We start from the raw sequence: 20238 nt of genomic DNA, 5'->3' as shown, positions 1-20238 counted from the left end.
ACAGCCCCGGGCGGCACGAGGGGCCCGGTCCGTTGCCGGACCGGGCCCCTCGTGCGTCCTGGATCAGGACCGGGCGAGCGCTCACCCGTGCTCCCCGGGCGCGCCGCGGCGCGCCCGGGGACCTGCCTACTTGGCGATCTGCCGCAGCACGTACTGCAGGATCCCGCCGTTGCGGTAGTAGTCCGCCTCGCCCGGCGTGTCGATGCGCAGGACCGCGTCGAACTCGACCGTGGAGCCGTCCTCCTTCGTGGCGGTGACCTTCAGCGTCCTCGGGGTGGTGCCCTCGTTGAGCGCGGTTACCCCCTGGATGGCGAAGGTCTCGGTGCCGTCCAGGCCCAGGGAGTCGGCGGACTCCCCGGCCGGGAACTGCAGCGGCAGCACGCCCATGCCGATGAGGTTCGAGCGGTGGATGCGCTCGTAGCTCTGGGCGATGACGGCCTTGACGCCCAGCAGCGAGGTGCCCTTCGCGGCCCAGTCGCGCGAGGACCCGGAGCCGTACTCCTTGCCGCCCAGCACGACCAGCGGGACGCCGGCCTGCTGGTAGTTCATCGCGGCGTCGTACACGGCGGCCTGGGGGCCGCCCTCCTGGGTGAAGTCGCGGGTGAACCCGCCCTCCACGCCGTCCAGCAGCTGGTTCTTGATCCGGATGTTGGCGAAGGTGCCGCGGATCATGACCTCGTGGTTGCCGCGCCGGGAGCCGTAGGAGTTGAAGTCCTTGCGCTCCACGCCGTTGGCGATGAGGTACTTGCCGGCCGGGGTGTCGGACTTGAAGGAGCCCGCCGGGGAGATGTGGTCGGTGGTGACCGAGTCGCCCAGCTTCAGCAGCACCCGGGCGCCGGAGATGTCCTCGACCGGGGTCGTCTCCATCGTCATGCCCTCGAAGTACGGGGGCTTGCGCACGTAGGTGGACTGCGGGTTCCACTCGAAGGTCTTGCCGGTGGGGGTGTCCAGGTTCTGCCAGCGCTCGTCACCGTCGAAGATGGTGCCGTACTCGCGGGTGAACATCTCCGTGTCGATGGACGCGTCGATGATCCTCTGCACCTCGGCCGGCTCCGGCCAGATGTCCTTGAGGTAGACGTCGTTGCCGTCCGCGTCCTGGCCCAGGGGCTCGCTCTCGAAGTCGAAGTCCATGTTGCCGGCCAGGGCGTAGGCGATCACCAGCGGCGGGGACGCCAGGTAGTTCATCTTCACGTCCGGGTTGATCCGGCCCTCGAAGTTGCGGTTGCCGGAGAGCACCGAGGTCACGGCCAGGTCGTTGTCCTGGATGGCCTGGGAGATCTCCTCCTCCAGCGGCCCGGAGTTGCCGATGCAGGTGGTGCAGCCGTAGCCCACGATGTAGAAGCCGAGCTCCTCCAGCGCCGGCACCAGACCGGACTTCTCGTAGTAGTCGGTGACGACCTTGGAGCCCGGGGCGATCGAGGTCTTCACCCACGGCTTCGCCTTCAGGCCCTTCTCGACGGCGTTGCGGGCCAGCACCGCCGCGGCCATCATGACCGAGGGGTTGGAGGTGTTGGTGCACGAGGTGATCGAGGCGATCGACACCGCGCCGTGGTCGAGCTCGAACTCCCGGCCGTCGGGCATGGTCACGGGGACCTGCTTGGTCGGCCGGCCGTTCTGGGCGTAGGCGTGGTGCTCGCGCGGGCGGTCCTTCTCCGGCTGCGGGTGCTCCGGCGTGTAGGCCGGGGCGTCGGAGGCCGGGAAGGACTGCGCCGAGGCGTCGTCGATGGTGTTGCCGGCGGTGACGTCCTCGTCCACGTGCGTCGCGTAGTTGCCCAGGTCCTCGTGGAACTGCGCCTTCGCGTCGGTGAGCGAGATGCGGTCCTGGGGGCGCTTCGGCCCGGAGATCGAGGGGACCACGGTGGAGAGGTCCAGCTCGAGGTACTCCGAGAAGGTGATCTCCTCGGCCGGGTCGTGCCACATGCCCTGTTCCTTGACGTACGCCTCGACGAGCGCGACCTGCTCGTCGGAGCGCCCGGTCAGGCGCAGGTAGTCCAGGGTGACGTCGTCGATCGGGAAGATCGCGGCGGTCGAGCCGAACTCGGGGCTCATGTTGCCGATCGTCGCGCGGTTGGCCAGGGGCACCGCGCCCACGCCCTCGCCGTAGAACTCCACGAACTTGCCGACCACGCCGTGGTCGCGGAGCATCTCGGTGATGGTGAGCACCACGTCGGTGGCCGTGGCGCCCGCCGGGATCTCACCGGTGAGCTTGAAGCCGACCACGCGCGGGATGAGCATCGAGATGGGCTGGCCGAGCATCGCGGCCTCGGCCTCGATGCCGCCCACGCCCCAGCCCAGCACGCCCAGGCCGTTCTCCATGGTCGTGTGCGAGTCGGTGCCCACGCAGGTGTCCGGGTAGGCGCGCAGAACGCCGTCGACCTCGCGGGTCATGACGACGCGGGCCAGGTTCTCGATGTTGACCTGGTGGACGATGCCCATGCCCGGGGGGACGACCTTGAAGTCGTCGAAGGCGGTCTGGCCCCAGCGCAGGAACTGGTACCGCTCGCCGTTGCGCTGGTACTCGATGTCCATGTTGCGCTCGATCGACTCGCGGCTGCCGAACGAGTCGATCTGCACGGAGTGGTCGATCACGAGCTCGGCCGGGGCGAGCGGGTTCACCCGGGCGGGGTCGCCGCCGAGGTCCGCGACGGCCTCGCGCATCGTGGCGAGGTCGACGATGCAGGGCACGCCGGTGAAGTCCTGCATGATGACGCGGCCCGGGGTGAACTGGATCTCGATGCTGGGCTCGGCCTCCGGGTCCCAGTTGGCCAGGGCCTCGATGTGCTCGGAGGTGATGTTGGCGCCGTCCTCGGTGCGCAACAGGTTCTCGAGCAGAACCTTGAGGCTGTACGGGAGCTTCTGCGCCCCCTCCAGCGTGTTCAGTCGGAAAATCTCGTATTCGGTGCCGTCGACGTCGAGAACGCCCTTGGCTCCGAAGCTGTCCACCGTGCTCATATGCGTGGAACTCCTCTCGCCACCGTCATGGAAACGCCCGCGGGAGGACACCGGCGAAGCGCCGGGTGTTCTCCCGTGAACAGTCACCTGTCAGTGTAGCCCGATCGGGCGCGGTGGCCCCCGAGCCGCCGTCGCGGCGACGACACATCCGGGCGCGGCTCAGGGCTCCAGGACCGCCAGGGTCTCGACGTGGTGGGTGTTGGGGTACATGTCGAAGGCCCGCACCGACCGCACCCGCCACCCGGCCCGGCGGAACCGGCCGAGGTCCCGCGCCAGGGTGGCCGGGTCGCAGGCGAGGTAGGCGATCCGGCGCGGGGCCAGGGCCACGAGCTGGTCCACGACGACCCGCCCGGCGCCCGCCCGGGGCGGGTCCAGGACCACGACGTCCGGCCGGGCCGCCGCCCGGGCCCGTCCCGGGGACCTCCGCCCCCGGGGCCCGGCGGTGCCCGGCCAGAGCCGGGCCGCGACCTTGTCGACGCTGCCGCGCTCCACCCGGACCTGCGGGCGGTCCGCGAAGGTGCGCCGCGCGTCGGCGCTGGTGACCGGCGAGCCCTCGACCGCGAGCACGGACCCGGCGGGGCCGACCGCGTCCGCGAGCGCGGCCGTGAACAGGCCCGCGCCCGCGTACAGGTCGAGGGCGTGCTCTCCCGGGCGTGCCCCGGCCGCGGCCGGCACCGCCTCGAGCAGCAGACCGGGGGCGCTGCGGTGGATCTGCCAGAAGCCCTCGGCCGAGACCTCCCAGCGGTGGGCGCCGGCGTGCTCGACGACGGCGGGGCGCCCCGACCACGTCTCGAGCTCGCGCGAGTCCTCGGCGCGGGCGGTGACGGAGACCTCCCGGCCGGCGGCGAGGCGCTCCAGCTCCCGGCGCAGCCGCTGCCGGTCGGCCCCGGCGGCCAGGGCCAGGTGGACCAGCGGCGTCCCCCCGCCGGCCGGGGCCGCGACGTCCACGCGCGCCACGCCCCGCAGGTCCAGCGCCGCCAGCCGCAGGTCGTCGATCGCCGGGACGACGAGCGGGAAGCTCTCGACCGGGACGACGGCGGCGCTGCGGTGGGGATGCATCCCGATCCGCCCGGCGGCGTCCACGGCGAAGTGCGCCCGGGTGCGCCAGCCCAGGCCCAGAGGGTCCTCACCGGGCATGGCCTCGACCTCGACTCGGGTGTCGAGACCGGCCAGGCGGGAGAGCTGCTCGGCGACCACGGCAGCCTTCAGCCGGCGCTGGGCCGGGAGCTCGGCGTGGCCGAACTCCGCCCCGCCCACGGGCGGCTCGCCGCGCCGCCACGTGCGGAGGGGGTCGGCCGGGGCCCAGACGTGCCGGTCGCGGCGGCCGGGGTCGGCCTCCAGGACCGCGACCACGTCCCCGCGCCAGAAGCGCGCCTCGGGCCCGGCCTCCGTGAGCCGGACACGGACCAGCTCCCCGGGCAGGCCGTGGCGGACGAACACCACCCGGCCCTCGCCGGTGCGGGCCACGGTGTGGCCGCCGTGGGCGACCGGGCCGAGGCGCAGCTCGAGCTCGTCGTGCTGGGCGGGGGTGGCCGGGGAGTGCGGGGAGGTCACGGGCGGGCGGCTCTCTGCTGGGGGGCGGGGGCGGACTCGGGGCCGACGTCCTGGCCGGCGGCCGAGGACAGGTGCCAGGGCACGGAGGCCGTCATGACCCCGCGCTCCTGGTGCAGGCGGGCGCGCAGCGGGCGGATCGCCTGGTTGTGCAGCAGCCGTTCCCAGCGGTGGCGCACCACGTACTCGGGCAGGTAGACCACGACCAGGTCCCGCGGGGACTTCCGGCGGACCCCGCGCACGTGGTCGACCACGGGGCCGATGGTGTCCCGGTAGGGGGCGTCGAGCACGGTGACGGGCACCGGGATCTCGAGCCGCTGCCACTCGTCCAGGATCCGCCGGGTGGCGGCGGCGTTGGTGTCCACCACCACGGCCTCGAGGGTCGAGGGCCGGGACGCCCGGGCGTAGGCGAGGGCGCGCATGAGGGGCTTGCGCACGGACGAGACGTAGATGATCGCGTGCACCCGGGAGGGCAGGGCCCGCACCGGGGAGTCCGGCTGCAGGGCGAGCTCGGCGTCCACGGCGTCGTAGTGCCGGCGGACTCCGGCCATCACGGCGCTGAGGAGCACGATGGCCACGAGGGTGATCCACGCGCCCTGGGTCAGCTTGGTCACGAGCACGACCACGAGCACGGCCGCGCACAGCACGAAGGCGACCAGGGCCACCGCCCGGCGGCCGAACAGCTCCCGCCGCACCCCGGGGTGGGGCCGCATCCGCCGGACCCGCCCCCAGTGCCGGACCATGCCCGCCTGGGTGAGGGTGAAGGAGACGAACACGCCCACGATGTAGAGCTGGATGAGGCTGTTGACGTTGGCCCCGAACGCCACGATGAGGCCCACGGCCACGAGCAGCAGCAGCAGGATGCCGTTGGTGAAGGCGAACCGGTCCCCGCGCGCTTGCAGCTGCCGCGGCAGGAAGGCGTCGCGGGACAGGCGGGACGCCAGCGTGGGGAACCCGGAGAAGGCCGTGTTGGCGGCGAGCACCAGCACCCCGACGGTGGCGGCCACGAGCACGTAGAACCACAGCGACTCCGTGCCGAAGACCGTCTTGGCGAGCTGGCCCAGGACGGGGTCCTGGAAGAAGTCGGGGCCCGGGAGCCGCCCGTCCACGAGCAGCTGCTCCGCGGGGTTGCCGACGACGACGACGTCCGTGCGGTCCGCGAGGTACATGACGCCGGCGAGCATGGCCGCCGAGAGCGCGCCCAGCAGGCCGAGGGTGGCCGCCGCGTTGGCGGCGCGCGGCTTGCGGAAGTAGGGCACGGAGTTGGTGATGGTCTCCACGCCGGTCAGGGCCACGGCCCCGGAGGAGAAGGCCCGGAGCACCAGCAGCGCCCCCGCCAGGCCGGTCAGCCCGGCGTCGAGGCCGGCCGCGGGGAGGACCTCCCGGTCCGCGCTCGGGGCCTGGCCCAGGGACCCGGTGAGGTCCTGGCCCAGGCCCACGAGCAGCAGCGCGGCGAGCACGGCCAGGAAGAAGTAGGTGGGCACCGCGGCGGCCCGGCCGATGAAGGCCAGCCCGCGCAGGTTGAGGAGCCCGACGAGCAGCACCCCCGCCACCGCGAGCTCGACCCGCCGGTCGGCCACCCCGGGCAGGGCCGCCGTGACGTACTGCGCGGCGGTGGCCATGGACACCGCCACGACCAGCGCGTAGTCGGCCATCAGGGCCGCCCCGACCCCGACGCCGGCGGTGCGCCCGAGGTTCTTGGAGACGATCTCGTAGTCGCCGCCGCCGGAGGGGTAGGCGCGCACGTTCTGCCGGTAGGCGGCGATCACCACGGCGAGCACCACGAGCACGGCCAGCCCCACCCACGGGGAGATCGCCACCGCCGTGGTCCCGGCCAGGGCGAGCGTGAGGATGATCTCGTCCGGCGCGTAGGCCACCGAGGACAGCGCGTCCGCCGAGAACACCGGCAGCGCCGTGCGCTTGGGCAGCACGGCGTCGCGGAACCGCTCGTTGTGGATGGGCTTGCCGACGAGTGCGCGGCGCAGCGCCCGGGGAATGCTCTGCACGGCTCCCCACGGTAGTCCGTCCGGCACCGATTGTCCGCCGGGGCGGGCGTGAGGTGCGCCGCCCTGCGTGGCCTAGGCTGAGGACATGGCGCATTTCGTGATCATGGGCGTGGGGCGCGTCGGCGTGATGGTCGCCCACACCCTGGAGGACTCCGGGCACACCGTGGCGGTGATCGACCAGGACGACCGTGCCTTCCGCCGGCTGCGCAAGTCCTTCGAGGGCAGGAAGGTCACCGGGCTGGGCTTCGACCGCGAGGTGCTGCGCCGGGCCGGGATCGAGGAGGCCTACGCGTTCGCGGCCGTCTCCAGCGGGGACAACTCCAACATCATCGCCGCGCGGGTGGCGCGCGAGACCTTCAAGGTCCGCCACGTGGTCGCCCGCATCTACGACCCCTCCCGCGCGGAGTTCTACCAGCGCCTGGGCATCCCCACGGTCGCCGCCGTGCGCTGGAGCGCGGACCAGGCGCTGCGCCGGATCCTGCCCGAGCAGTCGATCACCGCCGACTTCCGGGAGGCCTCGGGGCGGCTGCAGCTGGGCGAGCTGTCCCTCGACGACTCGTGGTCGGGCCTGCACCTGGAGGCGATCGAGGAGGCCGCCGGGGTGCGCGTGGCCTTCGTGACCCGCTTCGGGGAGGGCGTCCTGCCCGGCCCGGACACCAGCTACCAGCAGGGGGACGTGGTGCACGCGATGATGCGCACGGGCGAGGTGGAGGCGGTCTCGCGCGTCCTCTCCCGCCCGCCGGACCCGGAGGTCCTGGACTTCGCCAACTCCCTGCGCCGCGACGCCGAGGACGCGTCCGGCTCCGACCGCACCTACCCGGGAGGCAGCTGATGCGCGTGGTCGTGGTGGGCGCGGGCGCCGTGGGGGCCTCGATCGCCCGGGAGCTGCTCTCCCACCACCACGAGGTGGTGATCTTCGACGAGAAGCCCGAGGTGATCGGGCGCTCCGACCTGCGCGGCGCCCAGTGGATCATCGGGGACGCCTGCGAGCTCTCCACGCTGCGGGAGGGCGGTCTGGAGGAGACCGACGTCGTCGTCGCCGCCACGGGCGACGACAAGGCGAACCTGGTGGTGTCCCTGCTGGCGCGCAGCGAGTTCGGGGTGCCCCGCACGGTGGGCCGGGTGAACAACCCCAAGAACGAGTGGCTCTTCGACGACGCGTGGGGCGTGGACGTGGCCGTCTCCACACCGCGCCTGATGACGGCGCTGGTGGAGGAGGCCGTGGAGGTGGGCGACGTGGTGCGGCTGCTGACCCTGCAGACGGGCGGGGCGACCCTCTCCGCCTACACCGTCCCGCACGAGCACCCGGTCATCGCCTCGATGGTCTCCCAGGTGCCGTGGCCCCCGGACGTGACGCTCGTGGCGATCCTGCGCGACGGCGTGCCCATCACCCCCTCCGGCGACGACGTGCTCGAGGGTGCCGACCAGCTCTTCTTCGTCTCCACCGCCGCGGGCGAGGGGCAGCTGCGCGCGATGTTCACGACCGCCGACCAGCACGAGCCGCCCCAGGGCTGAGCCGGGCCGGGCCGCTCAGCCGGCGCTGTCCTGCTCGGCGCCGTCCTGCTCTGCACCGTCCTGCTCTGCACCGTCCTGCTCGGCGGCGATCTGCTGCGGCGGCCGGGAGACTAGCCACGCCAGCCACAGGGTCAGCGCGTACAGGGGCACGCCCATGACCAGCCGGGCCACGCCCAGCCCGGTGAGGTTCCCCGCGAAGTACAGCGGCACCTGGACCAGGAGCCGGGCCGCGAACATGGCCATGAGCATCACCGTGGCCACCCGGTAGGCGCGCAGGCGCACCGGGACGTCACGCCACTGGGTGCCCTCCCCGCGGATGTAGCCGTAGAACACCCCGAGCAGCGGCCAGCCCGCGAGCAGCGAGATCCCCAGGCCCACGAAGGAGACCGTGTTGATCCAGAATCCGGGGACGTAGTAGTCCAGGGCCTCGCCGGTGGCCCGGGCGAACAGCGCGCACACGCCCACCCCCACCACGCCGGAGACCGCCTGGACGAGGCTCTGGCGCCGGGCCAGGCGCAGCACCGTGAACGCGGCCGCGGTCCCGAGGGACGCCAGCAGGGCCACGCCCAGGGCGTCGCCCGCCAGGAGCACGGCCAGGAACACGAAGCCGGGCAGGATCGTCTCGGCCAGGCCCCGCCAGCCCCCGACGGCGTGCAGCACGTCGAGCTGGCCGTTGTCCTTGCGCCGCATGCCGGAGCGTGCCGCGTAGGCGGCCATCGAGTCCTCCATCCCGGAGCGGCGCGGGCCGCGGCCCGCCGTCTCGTCCGGCTCCCCGGGACGCGTCATCCGTCGACCTGCCACATGTGCTGTTCCGTCCTATCTGCTGACCTGCTTGGCGATGATCTCGTAGCGCGGGTTGAACATGGTGGGGCGGCCGTCGCGGAAGCTCACGACCCCCACGCAGCGCAGCCGCGTCCCGGCGGTCACGCCCGGCACGCTGCGCTGGCCCTGCCACACGAGCAGCAGCGCGCGGGGCTCGGCGGCGCCGGGCTCCCGCGCGCACTCCGGCACCAGCAGCGCCGTGTAGTTCTGCGCCCCGGTCACCGGGGGCACCGTCACCTCGACCACCTGGCCGGTGGCCATCACCCGGTGCCGGCCGCCGGCGGCCGCCGGGTCGAGGTCCCCGGCGCACACGGGGGCCTCGGTCACCACGTCGATCGCCCCCGTCGCCGACCCCGCCCGGGGCGAGCCGTTCTGCGCGTGCGCCACGGCTCAGCCGATCTCGGTGATCTCGGGACCGCGCCGCGGCGGGGCCACGGGCCCGGCCTCCGGCTGCGGGGCCGGCGCCCGGACGGAGCCCTCCGGCACGGTCAGCGGGAGCAGCTCCCGCGGGGGCATGGGGCGGTCCCCGCGCACCACGACGAGCTCGCGCACGACCTCCTCGAGGGCGGCGGACTCGGCCGCCACCGCGGCGGTGCCCGTGAACACCGCGCGCACGAACCAGCGGGGCCCGTCGATGCCGACGAAGCGCGCCAGGCGGAAGCCGCGGGTCCCGTCCGAGGCGGTGGCCGGGAAGCGGGTGAGCACCTGCAGCCCGAAGGGCCCTTCCTCCACCGTGGGCTCCCCGTTGCCCTCGCGCAGGGACTGGACGAGCTCACGGCGGACCTCCTCCCACAGCCCCTCGGACCGGGGCGCGGCGAACGCCTGGACCTGCACGGAGCCGCCGGCGAGGTCGAGCGCCACCGCGCGCGGCCGCTGGGTCCGCTCGTCGACCTCCAGGCGCACCCCCAGCCCCGGCCGGGGCCGCACGAGCAGCGCACCCAGGTCGAGGTAGCCGTCCCGGTCCTCGAGCTGGGCCACGTCCAGCGGGCCCTGCGGCTCCGCGGGCGGTGCCGGCTGCGCCTCCGCGGCGTCCTGCGGCTGCTCCGGGGCGTCCTGCGCCGCCGGCTTCTTCTTCTTGCGACCGAACATGTTCTCGTTCTCCTCCGCCGGCACGCGTGCCGGCTCGTGGCGTCAGCTCTCGGGTCAGCTCGTGGTCAGGCGGTGCCGCTGGAGCCGAAGCCCGTCCCGCCGCGCTCGGACCCCGGCAGGGCGTCGACGACCTCGAAGACGGCCTGCTCCACGCGCTGCACCACGAGCTGGGCGATGCGGTCCCCGCGGCTGACCCGGAAGGGCTCGTCCCGGTCCGTGTTGAGCAGCGTCACCATGATCTCCCCGCGGTAGCCGGCGTCCACCGTGCCGGGGGCGTTGACCACCGTGATGCCGTGGCGGGCGGCCAGACCCGAGCGCGGATGGACGAAGCCGGCGTAGCCCTCGGGCAGCGCGATCGCCACGCCCGTGGGCACCAGGGCGCGCTCACCGGGGCCGAGGGTCAGGTCCGCGCGCGAGCGCAGGTCCGCGCCGGCGTCGCCGGCCTTCGCGTACACGGGCAGGGGGAGGTCCGGGTCGAGGGCCTGCAGCGCGATGCTGAGCGGGCGCCCGGGGCCCGGGGAAGGCCGGTGGCCTGTCGACTGGTCGTTCACAGTGCCCCACTCTAACGCGCCGGACCACGCCCGCGGTCGTGAGAACCTTGACTCATGTCCCACCCTGCTTCCTCCAGCGCGTCCCCGTCCGACGACCCCCGCGGTGCCCGCCCGTCCCCGGCCGGCGCCCCCGGGGCCCGGGTCCTCTACGAGGAGAAGCTCACCGCCGCGTGGTGGATGTGGCTCCTCGTCCTCTTCACCGGCCTGGTCGCCCTCGTGGCGCTCGCGCCCATCAATCCCTGGGTGGCCGGGCTCGCCGCCCTCGTGGCCGCGGGCGGCACGGCCGTGGCGCTGGTCGCCTCCACGAGCTCCATCGTGATCACCGACGAGTTCCTGCAGGTCGGCCGGGCCCGGATCGAGCGCCGCTTCGTCGGCGCCGCCGAGGCCTTCCGCGGCGACGAGGTGCGCCGCGTGCGCGGCCCCGAGCTCGACGGCCGGGCGTTCATGAACTTCCGGGCGTCCGTGGGCCCGGTGGTGCGGATCCGCATCACCGACCCCGTGGACCCGACCCCGTACTGGCTGACGTCGACGCGGCACCCGGAGCGGATCGTGGAGGTGCTGTCCCAGCCGGTGTGAGCCGTACGCCCGGGACCGGACGGAGGAGCCCCGCCGCGACGTGCGTCGCGGCGGGGCTCCTCCGGTTCTCGGGCGGTCGGGCGGGTGCGGTGCTCAGCCCACGCACTCGATGCAGTACTTGACGCCGTTCTTCTCCTCGGCGACCTGGGACCGGTGCCGCACCAGGAAGCACGAGCCGCAGGTGAACTCGTCCTCCTGCGCCGGCAGCACCACCACGGAGAGCTCCTCGTTGGAGAGGTCCGCCCCGGGCAGCTCGAAGCTCTCGGCCGCCGCCGCCTCGTCCTCGTCGACGCTGCCCGACTGCGGGTCGCTGCGGCGCGTCTGCTGCAGCTCCTCGATCGAGTCCTCCTTGAGCTCGTCGTCCTGCTTGCGCGGCGCGTCGTAGTCAGTGGCCATAGTCGGTCTTCGCTCCAAGATGGGTCCAGGGCGAGCTCCGAGGCGGCTGCCGCGCCGCCCACCGGGCTCTGTATCGCGTAGATTGTTCACCATGTGAGGGCAAAAATCCAACCGTGCTCCGGCCCGCGAACACGCGGTCGGAGCGGTTCGCGGACGGCGTCCGGCGGCCCCCGTGCGGCGGCCAGTAGGATTGGGGCGCAGGGTCGCACCGGCACCACGCCCGCAGCCGCCGGCCCCGCCGCGCAGTCCCCGCTCGACGACCGCGAGCGCACCCGAGAACCACCCGGAGGAATGACAGCATGGAGCAGTTGCGCCTGGCAGGTGTGCACGACGACGGTGAGCACCTGGTCGTCGAGGACGAGACGGGCACCCGCCGCCTGCTGCGGATCGACCAGGAGCTGCGCCTGGCCGTCCAGCGCGCCCGGCGCCTCGCCGGCTCCCGCCCCCGGGGCACGGGCCAGTTCGGCCCGCGCGAGATCCAGGCCCGGTTCCGCGCCGGGGCCACGGTCGAGGAGATCGTGGCCGAGAGCGGCTGGGAGGCCGCCCGCGTCCGCCGCTACGAGTGGCCGATCCTCGCCGAGCGCGCCCACATCGCCGCCGAGGCGCAGAAGGTCGAGATCGAGGACCGCTCCGCGCACCGGGGCTACCACTCCGTCTTCGAGGGCGAGCCGCTGACCCTCGGCCGGGCCGTGGCCCACCGGGCCGGGGACCTGGGCGTGGACCCCTCCTCGCTGGAGTGGGACTCCTGGCAGCGCGAGGACCACCTGTGGACCGTGGTCGCCCGGTTCGCCGTGACCGATGCCGGGGCCACCCCCACCGAGGACGAGCCCCAGGCCGAGTGGCTCTACAACCCGGCGAACCAGAGCGTGCGCCCGGCCAACTCCTGGGCCGAGGCCCTCACCGAGCCGGGCGCCCCGGACACCCCGCTCGGCGCCGGCCTGGGCGTCCTGGACGGCGGGCTCGACCCGGAGCTCACGCAGCTGCGCCGCTCCGCCGTGGAGGCCGACGACCTGCTCGACGTCCTGCAGGCCCGGCGCGGTCAGCGCATCGGCGAGGACGTGGAGGGCGACGACGCCCTGGCGGAGCTGCTGGGCCGCGGTATGGGACACGTCGAGCGGCGGCCGCGCCCGCTGGCCGCACCAGAGGACACCCCGGTGTTCGACCGGCCCTTCCAGCCCGCCACCCGGTTCCCCGACGCCGACCCGGCCGCGCGGGCGACGGCCCCGCAGGACACGCCCGAGGACCGCGGCGCGCCCCAGGACGGCCCCGGCACGGCACCGGCCGCCCCCGAGGGCACCGCCGCCCCCCGCGCCGCCGAGCAGGACGCGGCTGTCCAGGACCCCGCCGGCCAGGACGCACCTCCGCAGGACGCACTTCCGCAGGACGCCGCCGCGCAGGACCGGCCGGAGCAGGGCCGCCCGGCGCAGGACGTCCCGGGCCCGGTCGCCGCACTCCGGCCGTCCGCCCCGGAGGCGCCGGCCGGCGGCTCCACGCCCGGCGCCGCCGAGGCCGCGGACCCCGCCGGCGAGGGCTCCGAGCGCGCCGGCACGCGTGACGCGGGCGGGCCCGGGGACGCGGACACCGACCCGTCCGGCGGCGAGAGCGCCGCGCCCGAGCGGCCCCGGCCGCGCAACCGGACCGCCAAGGCCCGCCGCTCGGCGCGCTCCTCCGTGCCCAGCTGGGACGAGATCGTCTTCGGCAGCTCCTCCGACTGAGCTCCCGGGCCCGGCACGCGCCGGCCTCCGGCGCGCCGGGACGGCCACGGGATAGAGTGCACGCGTCAGGGGCCGGTCCGCGCCGCTCCCGCGGGCTCGCGCGCTCCCCCGTCCTGCGCGCGGCCCGGACGCACGGAACCACGTCAGGGGCAGCACGTCATGGGCAATTCGATCGAGGACGATCTGTTCGGTGAGGACGAGCGCGACGGCGTCGCCGGGCCGACGGGGTCCGCCGACCGGGCCGGATCCGGCTCACCGGACGAACCGGCCCGGGGCTCCGGGCCCGGCCGGGTCGTGGCGGGGCTCGTGCTCGGCGCGGTGGTCCTCGTGGTGCTGGCCGGCGTCGGCGTCCTCTATCTCGGCGGGGTGGGGCGCGACCTGTTCGGGGCCGGCCGGGAGGCGCAGTTCGTCCCGGCTCCCTCCGTGAGCCGCACGCCCGCCGCCACGCCCACGCCGTCCCGCACGCCCTCCCCCGCGCCCACCCGGTCCCCGACCCGGACGCCCACGCCCGGTCCGTCCCCGGAGCCGACGCCGGAGCCCGTCGCACCCGTGGCCCCCGCCCCGGTCGCCCCCGTCGCGCCGCAGCCCGTGGCCCCCGTCCCCGTCGCCCCCGCCCCGGTGACGCCGGCCCCTGTGGTCCCCGTGCCGGTGGCCCCCGCACCGGTGGTCCCCGCGCCGGCCGAGCCCGCTCCGGCCGTGCCCGCGCCCGCTCCCTCGAGCCCGGCCGGGACCCCGGCGCCGGGCACCGTCAGCCCCCTGCCCGGCGACGACGAGGACGCGGCCGACGAGAGGCCCGACGAGGAACCGCTCGCGGAGCAGGCCGCCGCCGGCGAGGAGGCGGCTGCGGAGGCCACCCCGGGCGCCCCGGTGCCGACGCCCGTGGAGAGCCCCGAGGACGAGGCCGCGGACACCCCCTGACCGGGCGGCCGCGTCCGCGCTCAGCTCAGCCGCAGCAGCGGCACCTCGCGCTCGGCCCGGGTGAGCGAGCCGTGCTGGCCCACCATCGAGAGAACACTGGGACGGGCCCGGCCGAGGTCGAACAGCGCCAGCGGGTCCTTGGCCGCGACCAGCAGGTCGCCGATGCGGGCGCGCACGGCCTCGCGCACCAGCCCGGGGGGCCCGAAGTAGCCCGCTTCGAGGGCGGCCTCCCGGGAGAACAGCCACACCCGGGAGCCGAAGCGCTCCCGCCAGGCCGCCACGAGCGCCTGCACGTCTCCCGGAGTCGCGTCCGGCTCGAGGTGCAGCTGCACCATGCGCGGCTCCCCGGCGGTGTGGCGGACACCGTCGAGCAGCCCGGGCACGCGGGAGACCTCGACCCGGGCGTCCGGGGGCACGTCGACCATGCCGTGGTCGCCGGTCACCAGGACGGTGGTCCCGGCCGGCACCCGGTCGACGAGCCGGCGCAGGGACGCGTCGAGCTCCTCGAGCTGGGCCGTCCACTCCCAGGACTCCCAGCCCTTGGCGTGCCCGGTGCGGTCGAGCTCGTCCCAGTAGAAGTACATGAGGGCGTCCCGGCCGGCGGTCAGCTGGTCCAGCGCGGTGCTCACGCGCGCCGCGGGGCCGTCGGCGGCCACGAACCGGCCCCCGCGCAGGGCGGCGTGGGTGAGCCCCGAGTCGGCGAACTTGTGCCGGCTGACGGTCACCACGTCGACGTGCTCGGCGGCGCGCTCCAGCACCGTGGGCAGGGGCTGCCAGGCCCGCGGGTCCACGGCGGCGTCCCAGCCGCCGAGCTGGTTGACGACCGTGTCCCGCTCCGGGTCCAGCACGTCGTAGCCCACGAGCCCGTGCGCCCCGGGGGCGGCGCCGGTGCCCAGGGACGCGAGGGAGGACGCGGTGGTCGTGGGGAACGCGGCGTCCAGGGTGGCCAGGTTCCTGGCCCCGGCGAGCGTGGGGGCGTGCCCGGCGCGGGCCCGCAGCTGGGCGCGTCCGAGCCCGTCCGCGAGGACGACGACGACGCGGCGGGCAGCAGGCAGTCCCAGCACGTCCTCGAAGCCCGGCACGCCCAGGGACGCGGCGGCCGAGGACATGACCTCCGCGACCGTGCGCCGCCCGTAGCGGGGCGGCTGCGGCAGGTCCCCGGGCAGGCCGGGCAGGACCTCCTCGACCGCCCTCATCGGGCGGGGCCGCCGTCCCGGCCGGTGAACCGGTCGGTGAACCGTGTGCGCGGGGTCGCGGTGGGGCCACGCCGCGGGGCCGGCACGCGCCCGTGTGCGGGCTGGGCGATCTGGGCGCCGTCGGTGAGCGGGGAGAGGTTGGCCCGGCGCAGCGTGCGCGCGAACTCCCGCGCGCCCTCGACCGCGGCGGGGCCGTCCGCCTCGGAGCTGATCCGCAGCACGATGTCCTCCCGCGCGGCCGTGCCGGTGTAGCCGTGGTCGGCCTGGCACTGCGGGTCGTCGCACAGGGCGGGCGCCAGGTCCACGTGCAGCGTCCCGGTCCACGCGATCGCGAGGGTCACCTCGGAGATGGGGCTGTCCGGCCGGTAGTTGGCCGGCTGGTAGTACGAGTAGCTGAGCGTGACGGAGCGGATCTGGGAGATCCCCACCGTCTCGGTCGAGACCCGGGCCACCACGTCGCGGCCGCTCTCGTCGAACTCCTCGTCGTCCACGTGCGTGACGTGCAGGACGTCCTCGGCCAGGACCAGCACGGTGATGTGCCGGTGCACCTCGGTCCGGTCGATGTGCGTCTCGAGCTGCACGAGGTGGGAGACCGGGGACCGGCCGTCCAGCGAGTCCTGGACCACGTCGATCACCAGTTGCGGATAGAAGCCGGCCTTGTTGATGTCCTCGACCAGCCGCTGGCCGCGCTCACCTGAATACGTCATGGGGGCCATTTTCCCCCACGCCCGCGCCCGCGCCCAACACGGCCGTCAGGGCACCCGGAAGTAGCACTCCTGCTGGCCCCCGCCGATGTCCTCGCAGACCTGCTCGAGCTGGACCGGTCCCGACGTCGTCGGCTCCGGGCTCGAGGTCGGTGCCGGGGTGGGCGAGGTGGTGGCCCCGGGAGCGGGCGCCTGCTGGGCGGAGCCCAGGGGGTCCAGCAGCAGGTATCCGGCGAGCAGCGCCGTCAGGCCGACGAGGCCCAGGAGCAGGCCGGTGAGCGCGCCGCCGCGGCGGCGCCCGGCCGGGGCCGGGTCCGGCGGGGCGGCCAGGGTCTCCGTCGTCGGCACGGCGGCGGCGGCCGGGCCGGTGGACCGCGTGCCGCTCCCCCTGCCGGTCGCCGCATCGGTGCTCCCGGGGGTGTGGCCGCCCGGGGTCGCGGCGCCCGAGGCGACGGTGTCCGGTCCCTCGTCCTCCGCGCCGCCCGCCGCGCCCCACGCCCCGTCGCCGGTGGCGGGTGCCCCGCTCGCGGTCCCGTCCGGGCCCTCCCAGCCCTCGCGCACCCGGGTGGCCCAGGGCTCCGGCAGCGGGTCGAGGACGTCGAAGATCTCGAAGGGCTCCCCGTCGCGGGTGAGCGCCGGGTCGAACGTGCGGGCGGCCGCGCCCGCGGTGAGCGCGTCCAGCACGGCCGACGCGGCGTCGCGGCGCAGCGCCGGATCGGGGGTGAGCAGCGCCGCGAGGTGCTCCGCCAGGTCGCCCTGCTCCCCCACGACCGCGCGCGCGTCGGCGGGCCCGAGGCTGCCCTCCGGTTCGAGGGCCGGGTCGAGCATCCGCAGCGCGGTGATCCCCGCCGCGTAGAGGTCCTGGGCGGGGGCCGGGTCGGCGAGCCCGTAGGCCTCGGGCGGCAGGTAGCCGGGCGTGCCCACCACGGTGCCCGTCCGGGTGAGGCGGGCGTCCTGCACGCGCACGGCGATGCCGAAGTCCGAGAGGAACACGTGGGGGCGTCCGGTGCCGGTGCTCTCCAGCATGAGGTTGCCCGGCTTCACGTCCCGGTGGACCCACCCCTGGGCGTGCACGAACTGCAGGGCCCGCAGCAGCTGGGCGAGGACCTCCTCGGTGAGCTCCGCGGAGGCGGCGCCGTTGTCCTGCAGGGCGGACTCCAGGGTCCCGCCGTGGACCAGCGGCATGGCGATGACGACGTGCTCGTCCTCCGCGGCCCAGCCGTACGGGGCGAGCACGTGCGGGTGGTCCAGTTTCACGGACTGCTCCCGGGCGAACCGGAGCAGGTCCGCGGAGTCCCGCTGGCGCAGCACCTTGGCGGCGCACAGCTGCTGGAGCCGGCCGTCCCACGCCCGCCACACGGCTCCGCTGCCGCCGCGCGCGATGGGGTCGATGAGGGTGTACCGACCGGCTATGGTGTCCGCCACGAGGTCCGGGACCGCCTAGCTGCGCATCGCCCGGCGAGCGCTGTCCGTCCGCTGCCGCGGGTTGCCGATCCCCACCGACGCGCCGAGCACCGTGAGGGAGTCGCTGGAGACCAGCACCGGGTTGAGCTCCACGCGGGCGATCTCCGGGTGCCGGTCCTTGAGCAGCGCGACCCGGGCCACGAGGGCCTCGAGCCGGTCCACGTCGGCGGCCGGGACCCCCTGGTGGCCGAAGAGCTTGCGGGAGGCCTTGGGCTCCCGGACCATCCGCCGCACGTCCATGTCGGTGAGCGGCGGCACCCGGTGGGCCCAGTCCTCCAGGAGGTTCACCGCGTCCCCGGCCATCCCGAAGGAGACCACGGGACCGATCAGCGGGTCCTCGATGGCGCGCACGACCACGGCCTGGCCCGTGGGGGCCATGGACTGGACCTCGAGGTCGAAGGAGCCGAAGGGGGCCAGGGCCCGGTGCATGGTCGAGATCGCCGCCCGCAGCTGCTCGCCGTCCTGGATGTTGAGCTGCACCCCGCCGAGGTCCAGGCGGTGGCGGAGGTTCGGGTCGGTGGTCTTCAGCGCCACCGGGTAGCCCAGCCGTTCGGCGGCGGCGGGCGCGTCCGCCGGGTCGGTGAACCGGGCGCTGGGCAGCAGCCCGATCCCGTAGGTCGCCAGCAGCGTGCGCGACCGGTCGGCGTCCAGCTCCAGCAGCCCGTCGCCGGGGACGCGGGGCAGCACCGTCTCCACGAACGTCTCGGCGGCCTCCGCGTCGATCCCCGGCGGCTCGGCGAAGCGGCCCTGGTCCTGGGCGCGCCACCGGGTGTAGTCCACGACCTTGGCCAGCGCCCGCAGAGCGGCCCCGGGCGAGTCGAAGCACGGCACGTCCAGGCCGTCCTCGGCGTGGTGCAGCACGGACGCGGCGCCCGGCTCGGTGCTGCCGGTGAAGGCGACGACCACCGGCTTGCCGTGCTCCCGGCCCACCCGCCCCACGGTCTCGGCGATCTGCCCCGGCACAGTGCCGGGGATCGGCATGAGCGTGACCACGGCGGCGTCGACGCCCTCGGCGCCGAGGCTGCGATCCACGGCGGCCCGCAGAGTCTGGAGGGCCCGCTCGCCGCCGTCGGCGGTGGACACCGACGCCTGGGTCACGGCGGTCTCCAGGCCCAGCTGGGTGCAGCGGTCCTCCATGAGCTGGCCCAGGGCGAGCGCGTTGGACACCAGCGCCGTGCGGGGTCCGGCCGGCAGCGGCTGGCCGGCCAGGATGCCGGCCACGTCCATGAGGTGCTCGCTGGTGTCGGCGCGGATCACCCCGGCCTGGCGGAACATCGCGTCGAGGGCGCCGGGCGGGGCCTGGGTGGTGCGCCCGGTGTGGCCCGGCGGCAGCCGCAGCCCGGTGACCTCGCTCTTGGCCACGATGACGGGCTTGTTCAGCGACAGCCGGCGGGCGATGCGGGAGAACTTGCGGGGGTTGCCCACGGACTGCAGGTAGAGCCCGCAGGCGCGGGTCGCGGTGTCGTCCTCCCAGTACTGCATCATGTCGTTGCCGGAGACGTCCGCGCGGTTGCCGGCCGAGAGGTAGGTGGACACGCCCACGTTGTGCCGCAGCGCTGCGGCGTTGAGCATCATCCCGATGGCCCCGGACTGGCTGAACAGCCCCAGCGGTCCCTGCCGCGGGGTCGTGGGCAGCACGGAGGCGTTGAAGCGGCCCTCCGGGTCCGTGCGGTACAGCCCCAGGCTCGCCGGCCCGACCAGGCGCATGCCGTGGGATCGGGCGCGGCGCACGAGCTCGGTCTGCCGGGCCCGGCCCTCCGCCCCCGCCTCGGCGTAGCCCCCGGTGACCACGACCACGGCGCGGACGCCCGCCGCGCCGCACTGGTCGACGACGTCGGCCACCTGGTCCACCGGCACCGCGATCAGGGCCAGGTCCACGCGCTCCGGGACCTCGCCGATCGAGGTGGCGTGGGTCATGCCCTCCCGCGCGAACGGCGTGGGGCTCACCCCGCTCAGCCGGCCCGCGAACCCGGAGGCGAGCAGGTGCTCCACCAGGGCGTGCCCGGCGTGGCCGGGGTCCCGCGACGCGCCGATGACCGCGATCGAGGAGGGGGTGACCAGATCGGCGATCGAGCGGGCCTCCGCCCGGTGCTCGCGGGCGGCCATCACGGCCAGCGACTTCTCCGTGGGGTCGATGTCGAAGCCCACCACGACCACGCCGTCGTCGAAGCGGCGGGTCAGCTCGTAGCCGGCCTCCGCGAACACGCGCAGCATCTTCCGGTTCTCGGGCAGCACCTCGGCGGAGAAGTGGTCGATCCCGTTCTCCCGCGCCGCGGCGGCGAGGTGCTCCAGGAGGATCGAGCCGATCCCCCGCCCCTGGTGGGCGTCGGAGATCATGAACGCGACCTCGGCGTCGTGCGGGTCCTCCGTGCGGTCGTAGCGGCCCACCCCGACGATCTGCTCCCCCAGCAGCAGCACGAAGCAGACGCGGTCCTTGTGGTCCACGCGGGTGAACCGGTCCAGCTCGCGCGCCGAGAGGGTGGGCTTGTAGGAGAAGAACCGCAGGTAGATGCTGTCCTCGGACTGCGACTGGTGGAACGCCAGCAGGGCGTCGCGGTCCTGCGGGGCGATGGGGCGCAGGTGTGCCGTCGCGCCGTCGCGCAGCATCACGTCCGCCTCCCAGTACTCGGGGTACCGGGCGGCCTCTTCCGTGTCCGCGGTCTCTGGAACCATAGACTTCAGGCTAGTAGACAAACCCGCACCGTCAACGGTGCGTCCCGGTGCGTCCCCGCACGATCTCGCCCGCCGAGTCGCCGGGGCCGCCCGGGCCCATCCCCGACCGA

General features: G+C 74.9%; 17 protein-coding genes. 5 read left to right on the top strand and 12 right to left on the bottom strand.

The features are described from left to right. Positions 1 to 126: 126 nt before the first annotated feature. The 3 genes from GMA12_RS13650 to GMA12_RS13640 form a co-directional block, all read right to left on the bottom strand. A complete protein-coding gene (locus GMA12_RS13650; RefSeq protein ID WP_156270022.1) occupies positions 127 to 2952 on the bottom strand; it encodes an aconitate hydratase in 2826 nt (941 codons plus the stop codon). 159 nt (positions 2953 to 3111) lie between these two features. Continuing rightward, on the bottom strand, positions 3112 to 4506 hold the full coding sequence (locus tag GMA12_RS13645; protein WP_162459861.1) for a class I SAM-dependent RNA methyltransferase: 1395 nt from the start codon (positions 4504 to 4506) through the stop codon (positions 3112 to 3114). Beyond that, positions 4503 to 6509 carry an APC family permease gene (locus tag GMA12_RS13640; protein WP_162459860.1) on the bottom strand — a complete coding sequence of 669 codons (2007 nt, stop codon included), beginning with the start codon at positions 6507 to 6509 and terminating at the stop codon, positions 4503 to 4505. The genes GMA12_RS13645 and GMA12_RS13640 overlap by 4 nt, the downstream gene beginning before the upstream one ends. 85 nt (positions 6510 to 6594) lie before the next feature. On the opposite strand from GMA12_RS13640, the gene GMA12_RS13635 reads away from it, so the two are divergent. Together GMA12_RS13635 and GMA12_RS13630 are read left to right on the top strand one after the other, a co-directional pair. Beyond that, the gene (locus tag GMA12_RS13635; RefSeq protein ID WP_156270021.1) at positions 6595 to 7341 is read left to right on the top strand and encodes a potassium channel family protein; all 747 of its coding nucleotides are present in this window, start codon (positions 6595 to 6597) and stop codon (positions 7339 to 7341) included. After that, positions 7341 to 8024 (top strand): potassium channel family protein, encoded by a 684-nt coding sequence (locus GMA12_RS13630; RefSeq protein ID WP_156270020.1) that lies wholly within the window; start codon positions 7341 to 7343, stop codon positions 8022 to 8024. The genes GMA12_RS13635 and GMA12_RS13630 overlap by 1 nt, the downstream gene beginning before the upstream one ends. A gap of 15 nt (positions 8025 to 8039) precedes the next feature. Here GMA12_RS13630 and GMA12_RS13625 read toward each other — a convergent pair whose 3' ends face one another. The 4 genes from GMA12_RS13625 to dut all read right to left on the bottom strand — a co-directional run bounded on the left by GMA12_RS13625 (position 8040) and on the right by dut (position 10429). After that, positions 8040 to 8810 carry a DUF3159 domain-containing protein gene (locus tag GMA12_RS13625; RefSeq protein ID WP_156270019.1) on the bottom strand — a complete coding sequence of 257 codons (771 nt, stop codon included), beginning with the start codon at positions 8808 to 8810 and terminating at the stop codon, positions 8040 to 8042. Positions 8811 to 8840: 30 nt separating this feature from the next. Continuing rightward, positions 8841 to 9233 carry a single stranded DNA-binding domain-containing protein gene (locus GMA12_RS13620; RefSeq protein ID WP_240898838.1) on the bottom strand — a complete coding sequence of 131 codons (393 nt, stop codon included), beginning with the start codon at positions 9231 to 9233 and terminating at the stop codon, positions 8841 to 8843. Positions 9234 to 9236: 3 nt separating this feature from the next. Further along, positions 9237 to 9935: a DUF3710 domain-containing protein gene (locus GMA12_RS13615; RefSeq protein WP_156270018.1), complete on the bottom strand. Its 699-nt coding sequence runs from the start codon at positions 9933 to 9935 to the stop codon at positions 9237 to 9239. A gap of 65 nt (positions 9936 to 10000) precedes the next feature. Further along, complete coding sequence (gene dut / locus GMA12_RS13610; RefSeq protein ID WP_370831607.1) at positions 10001 to 10429, bottom strand: dUTP diphosphatase; 429 nt, start codon at positions 10427 to 10429, stop codon at positions 10001 to 10003. Positions 10430 to 10540: 111 nt separating this feature from the next. On the opposite strand from dut, the gene GMA12_RS13605 reads away from it, so the two are divergent. Continuing rightward, positions 10541 to 11062, top strand: coding sequence for a DUF3093 domain-containing protein (locus GMA12_RS13605; protein ID WP_156270017.1), 522 nt, complete (start codon positions 10541 to 10543; stop codon positions 11060 to 11062). 93 nt (positions 11063 to 11155) lie between these two features. Here GMA12_RS13605 and GMA12_RS13600 read toward each other — a convergent pair whose 3' ends face one another. Then, positions 11156 to 11458, bottom strand: a complete 303-nt coding sequence (locus GMA12_RS13600) for a DUF4193 domain-containing protein (protein WP_156270016.1) — start codon at positions 11456 to 11458, stop codon at positions 11156 to 11158. 299 nt (positions 11459 to 11757) lie between these two features. Here GMA12_RS13600 and sepH point away from each other — a divergent pair, with 299 nt between their 5' ends. Continuing rightward, the gene (gene sepH, locus GMA12_RS13595) at positions 11758 to 13173 is read left to right on the top strand and encodes a septation protein SepH (protein WP_156270015.1); all 1416 of its coding nucleotides are present in this window, start codon (positions 11758 to 11760) and stop codon (positions 13171 to 13173) included. 159 nt (positions 13174 to 13332) lie between these two features. Next, entirely contained in the window at positions 13333 to 14091 is a 759-nt protein-coding gene (locus tag GMA12_RS13590) for a hypothetical protein (RefSeq protein ID WP_156270014.1), read from the top strand. A 20-nt stretch (positions 14092 to 14111) separates the two neighbouring features. On the opposite strand, the gene GMA12_RS13585 is transcribed toward GMA12_RS13590, so the two are convergent. Genes GMA12_RS13585 through GMA12_RS13570 form a run of 4 tightly spaced genes read right to left on the bottom strand, consistent with a single transcriptional unit; the run spans position 14112 to position 20128 of the window. Further along, on the bottom strand, positions 14112 to 15287 hold the full coding sequence (locus GMA12_RS13585) for an alkaline phosphatase family protein (RefSeq protein ID WP_156270013.1): 1176 nt from the start codon (positions 15285 to 15287) through the stop codon (positions 14112 to 14114). Continuing rightward, positions 15284 to 15994 carry a DUF5998 family protein gene (locus GMA12_RS13580; RefSeq protein WP_156270012.1) on the bottom strand — a complete coding sequence of 237 codons (711 nt, stop codon included), beginning with the start codon at positions 15992 to 15994 and terminating at the stop codon, positions 15284 to 15286. Before GMA12_RS13580 ends, GMA12_RS13585 begins: the two co-directional genes overlap by 4 nt. A gap of 45 nt (positions 15995 to 16039) precedes the next feature. Next, positions 16040 to 17416 carry a serine/threonine-protein kinase gene (locus tag GMA12_RS18560; RefSeq protein WP_370831587.1) on the bottom strand — a complete coding sequence of 459 codons (1377 nt, stop codon included), beginning with the start codon at positions 17414 to 17416 and terminating at the stop codon, positions 16040 to 16042. Positions 17417 to 17431: 15 nt separating this feature from the next. Then, positions 17432 to 20128, bottom strand: coding sequence for a bifunctional acetate--CoA ligase family protein/GNAT family N-acetyltransferase (locus tag GMA12_RS13570; protein ID WP_156270011.1), 2697 nt, complete (start codon positions 20126 to 20128; stop codon positions 17432 to 17434). Positions 20129 to 20238: the final 110 nt, after the last annotated feature.

The organism is Kocuria sediminis (genome assembly GCF_009735315.1).
GTDB lineage: Bacteria > Actinomycetota > Actinomycetes > Actinomycetales > Micrococcaceae > Kocuria > Kocuria turfanensis.
Note: the sequence above shows the minus strand (reverse complement) of the source record. Positions and strands in the feature narration are given on the sequence as shown.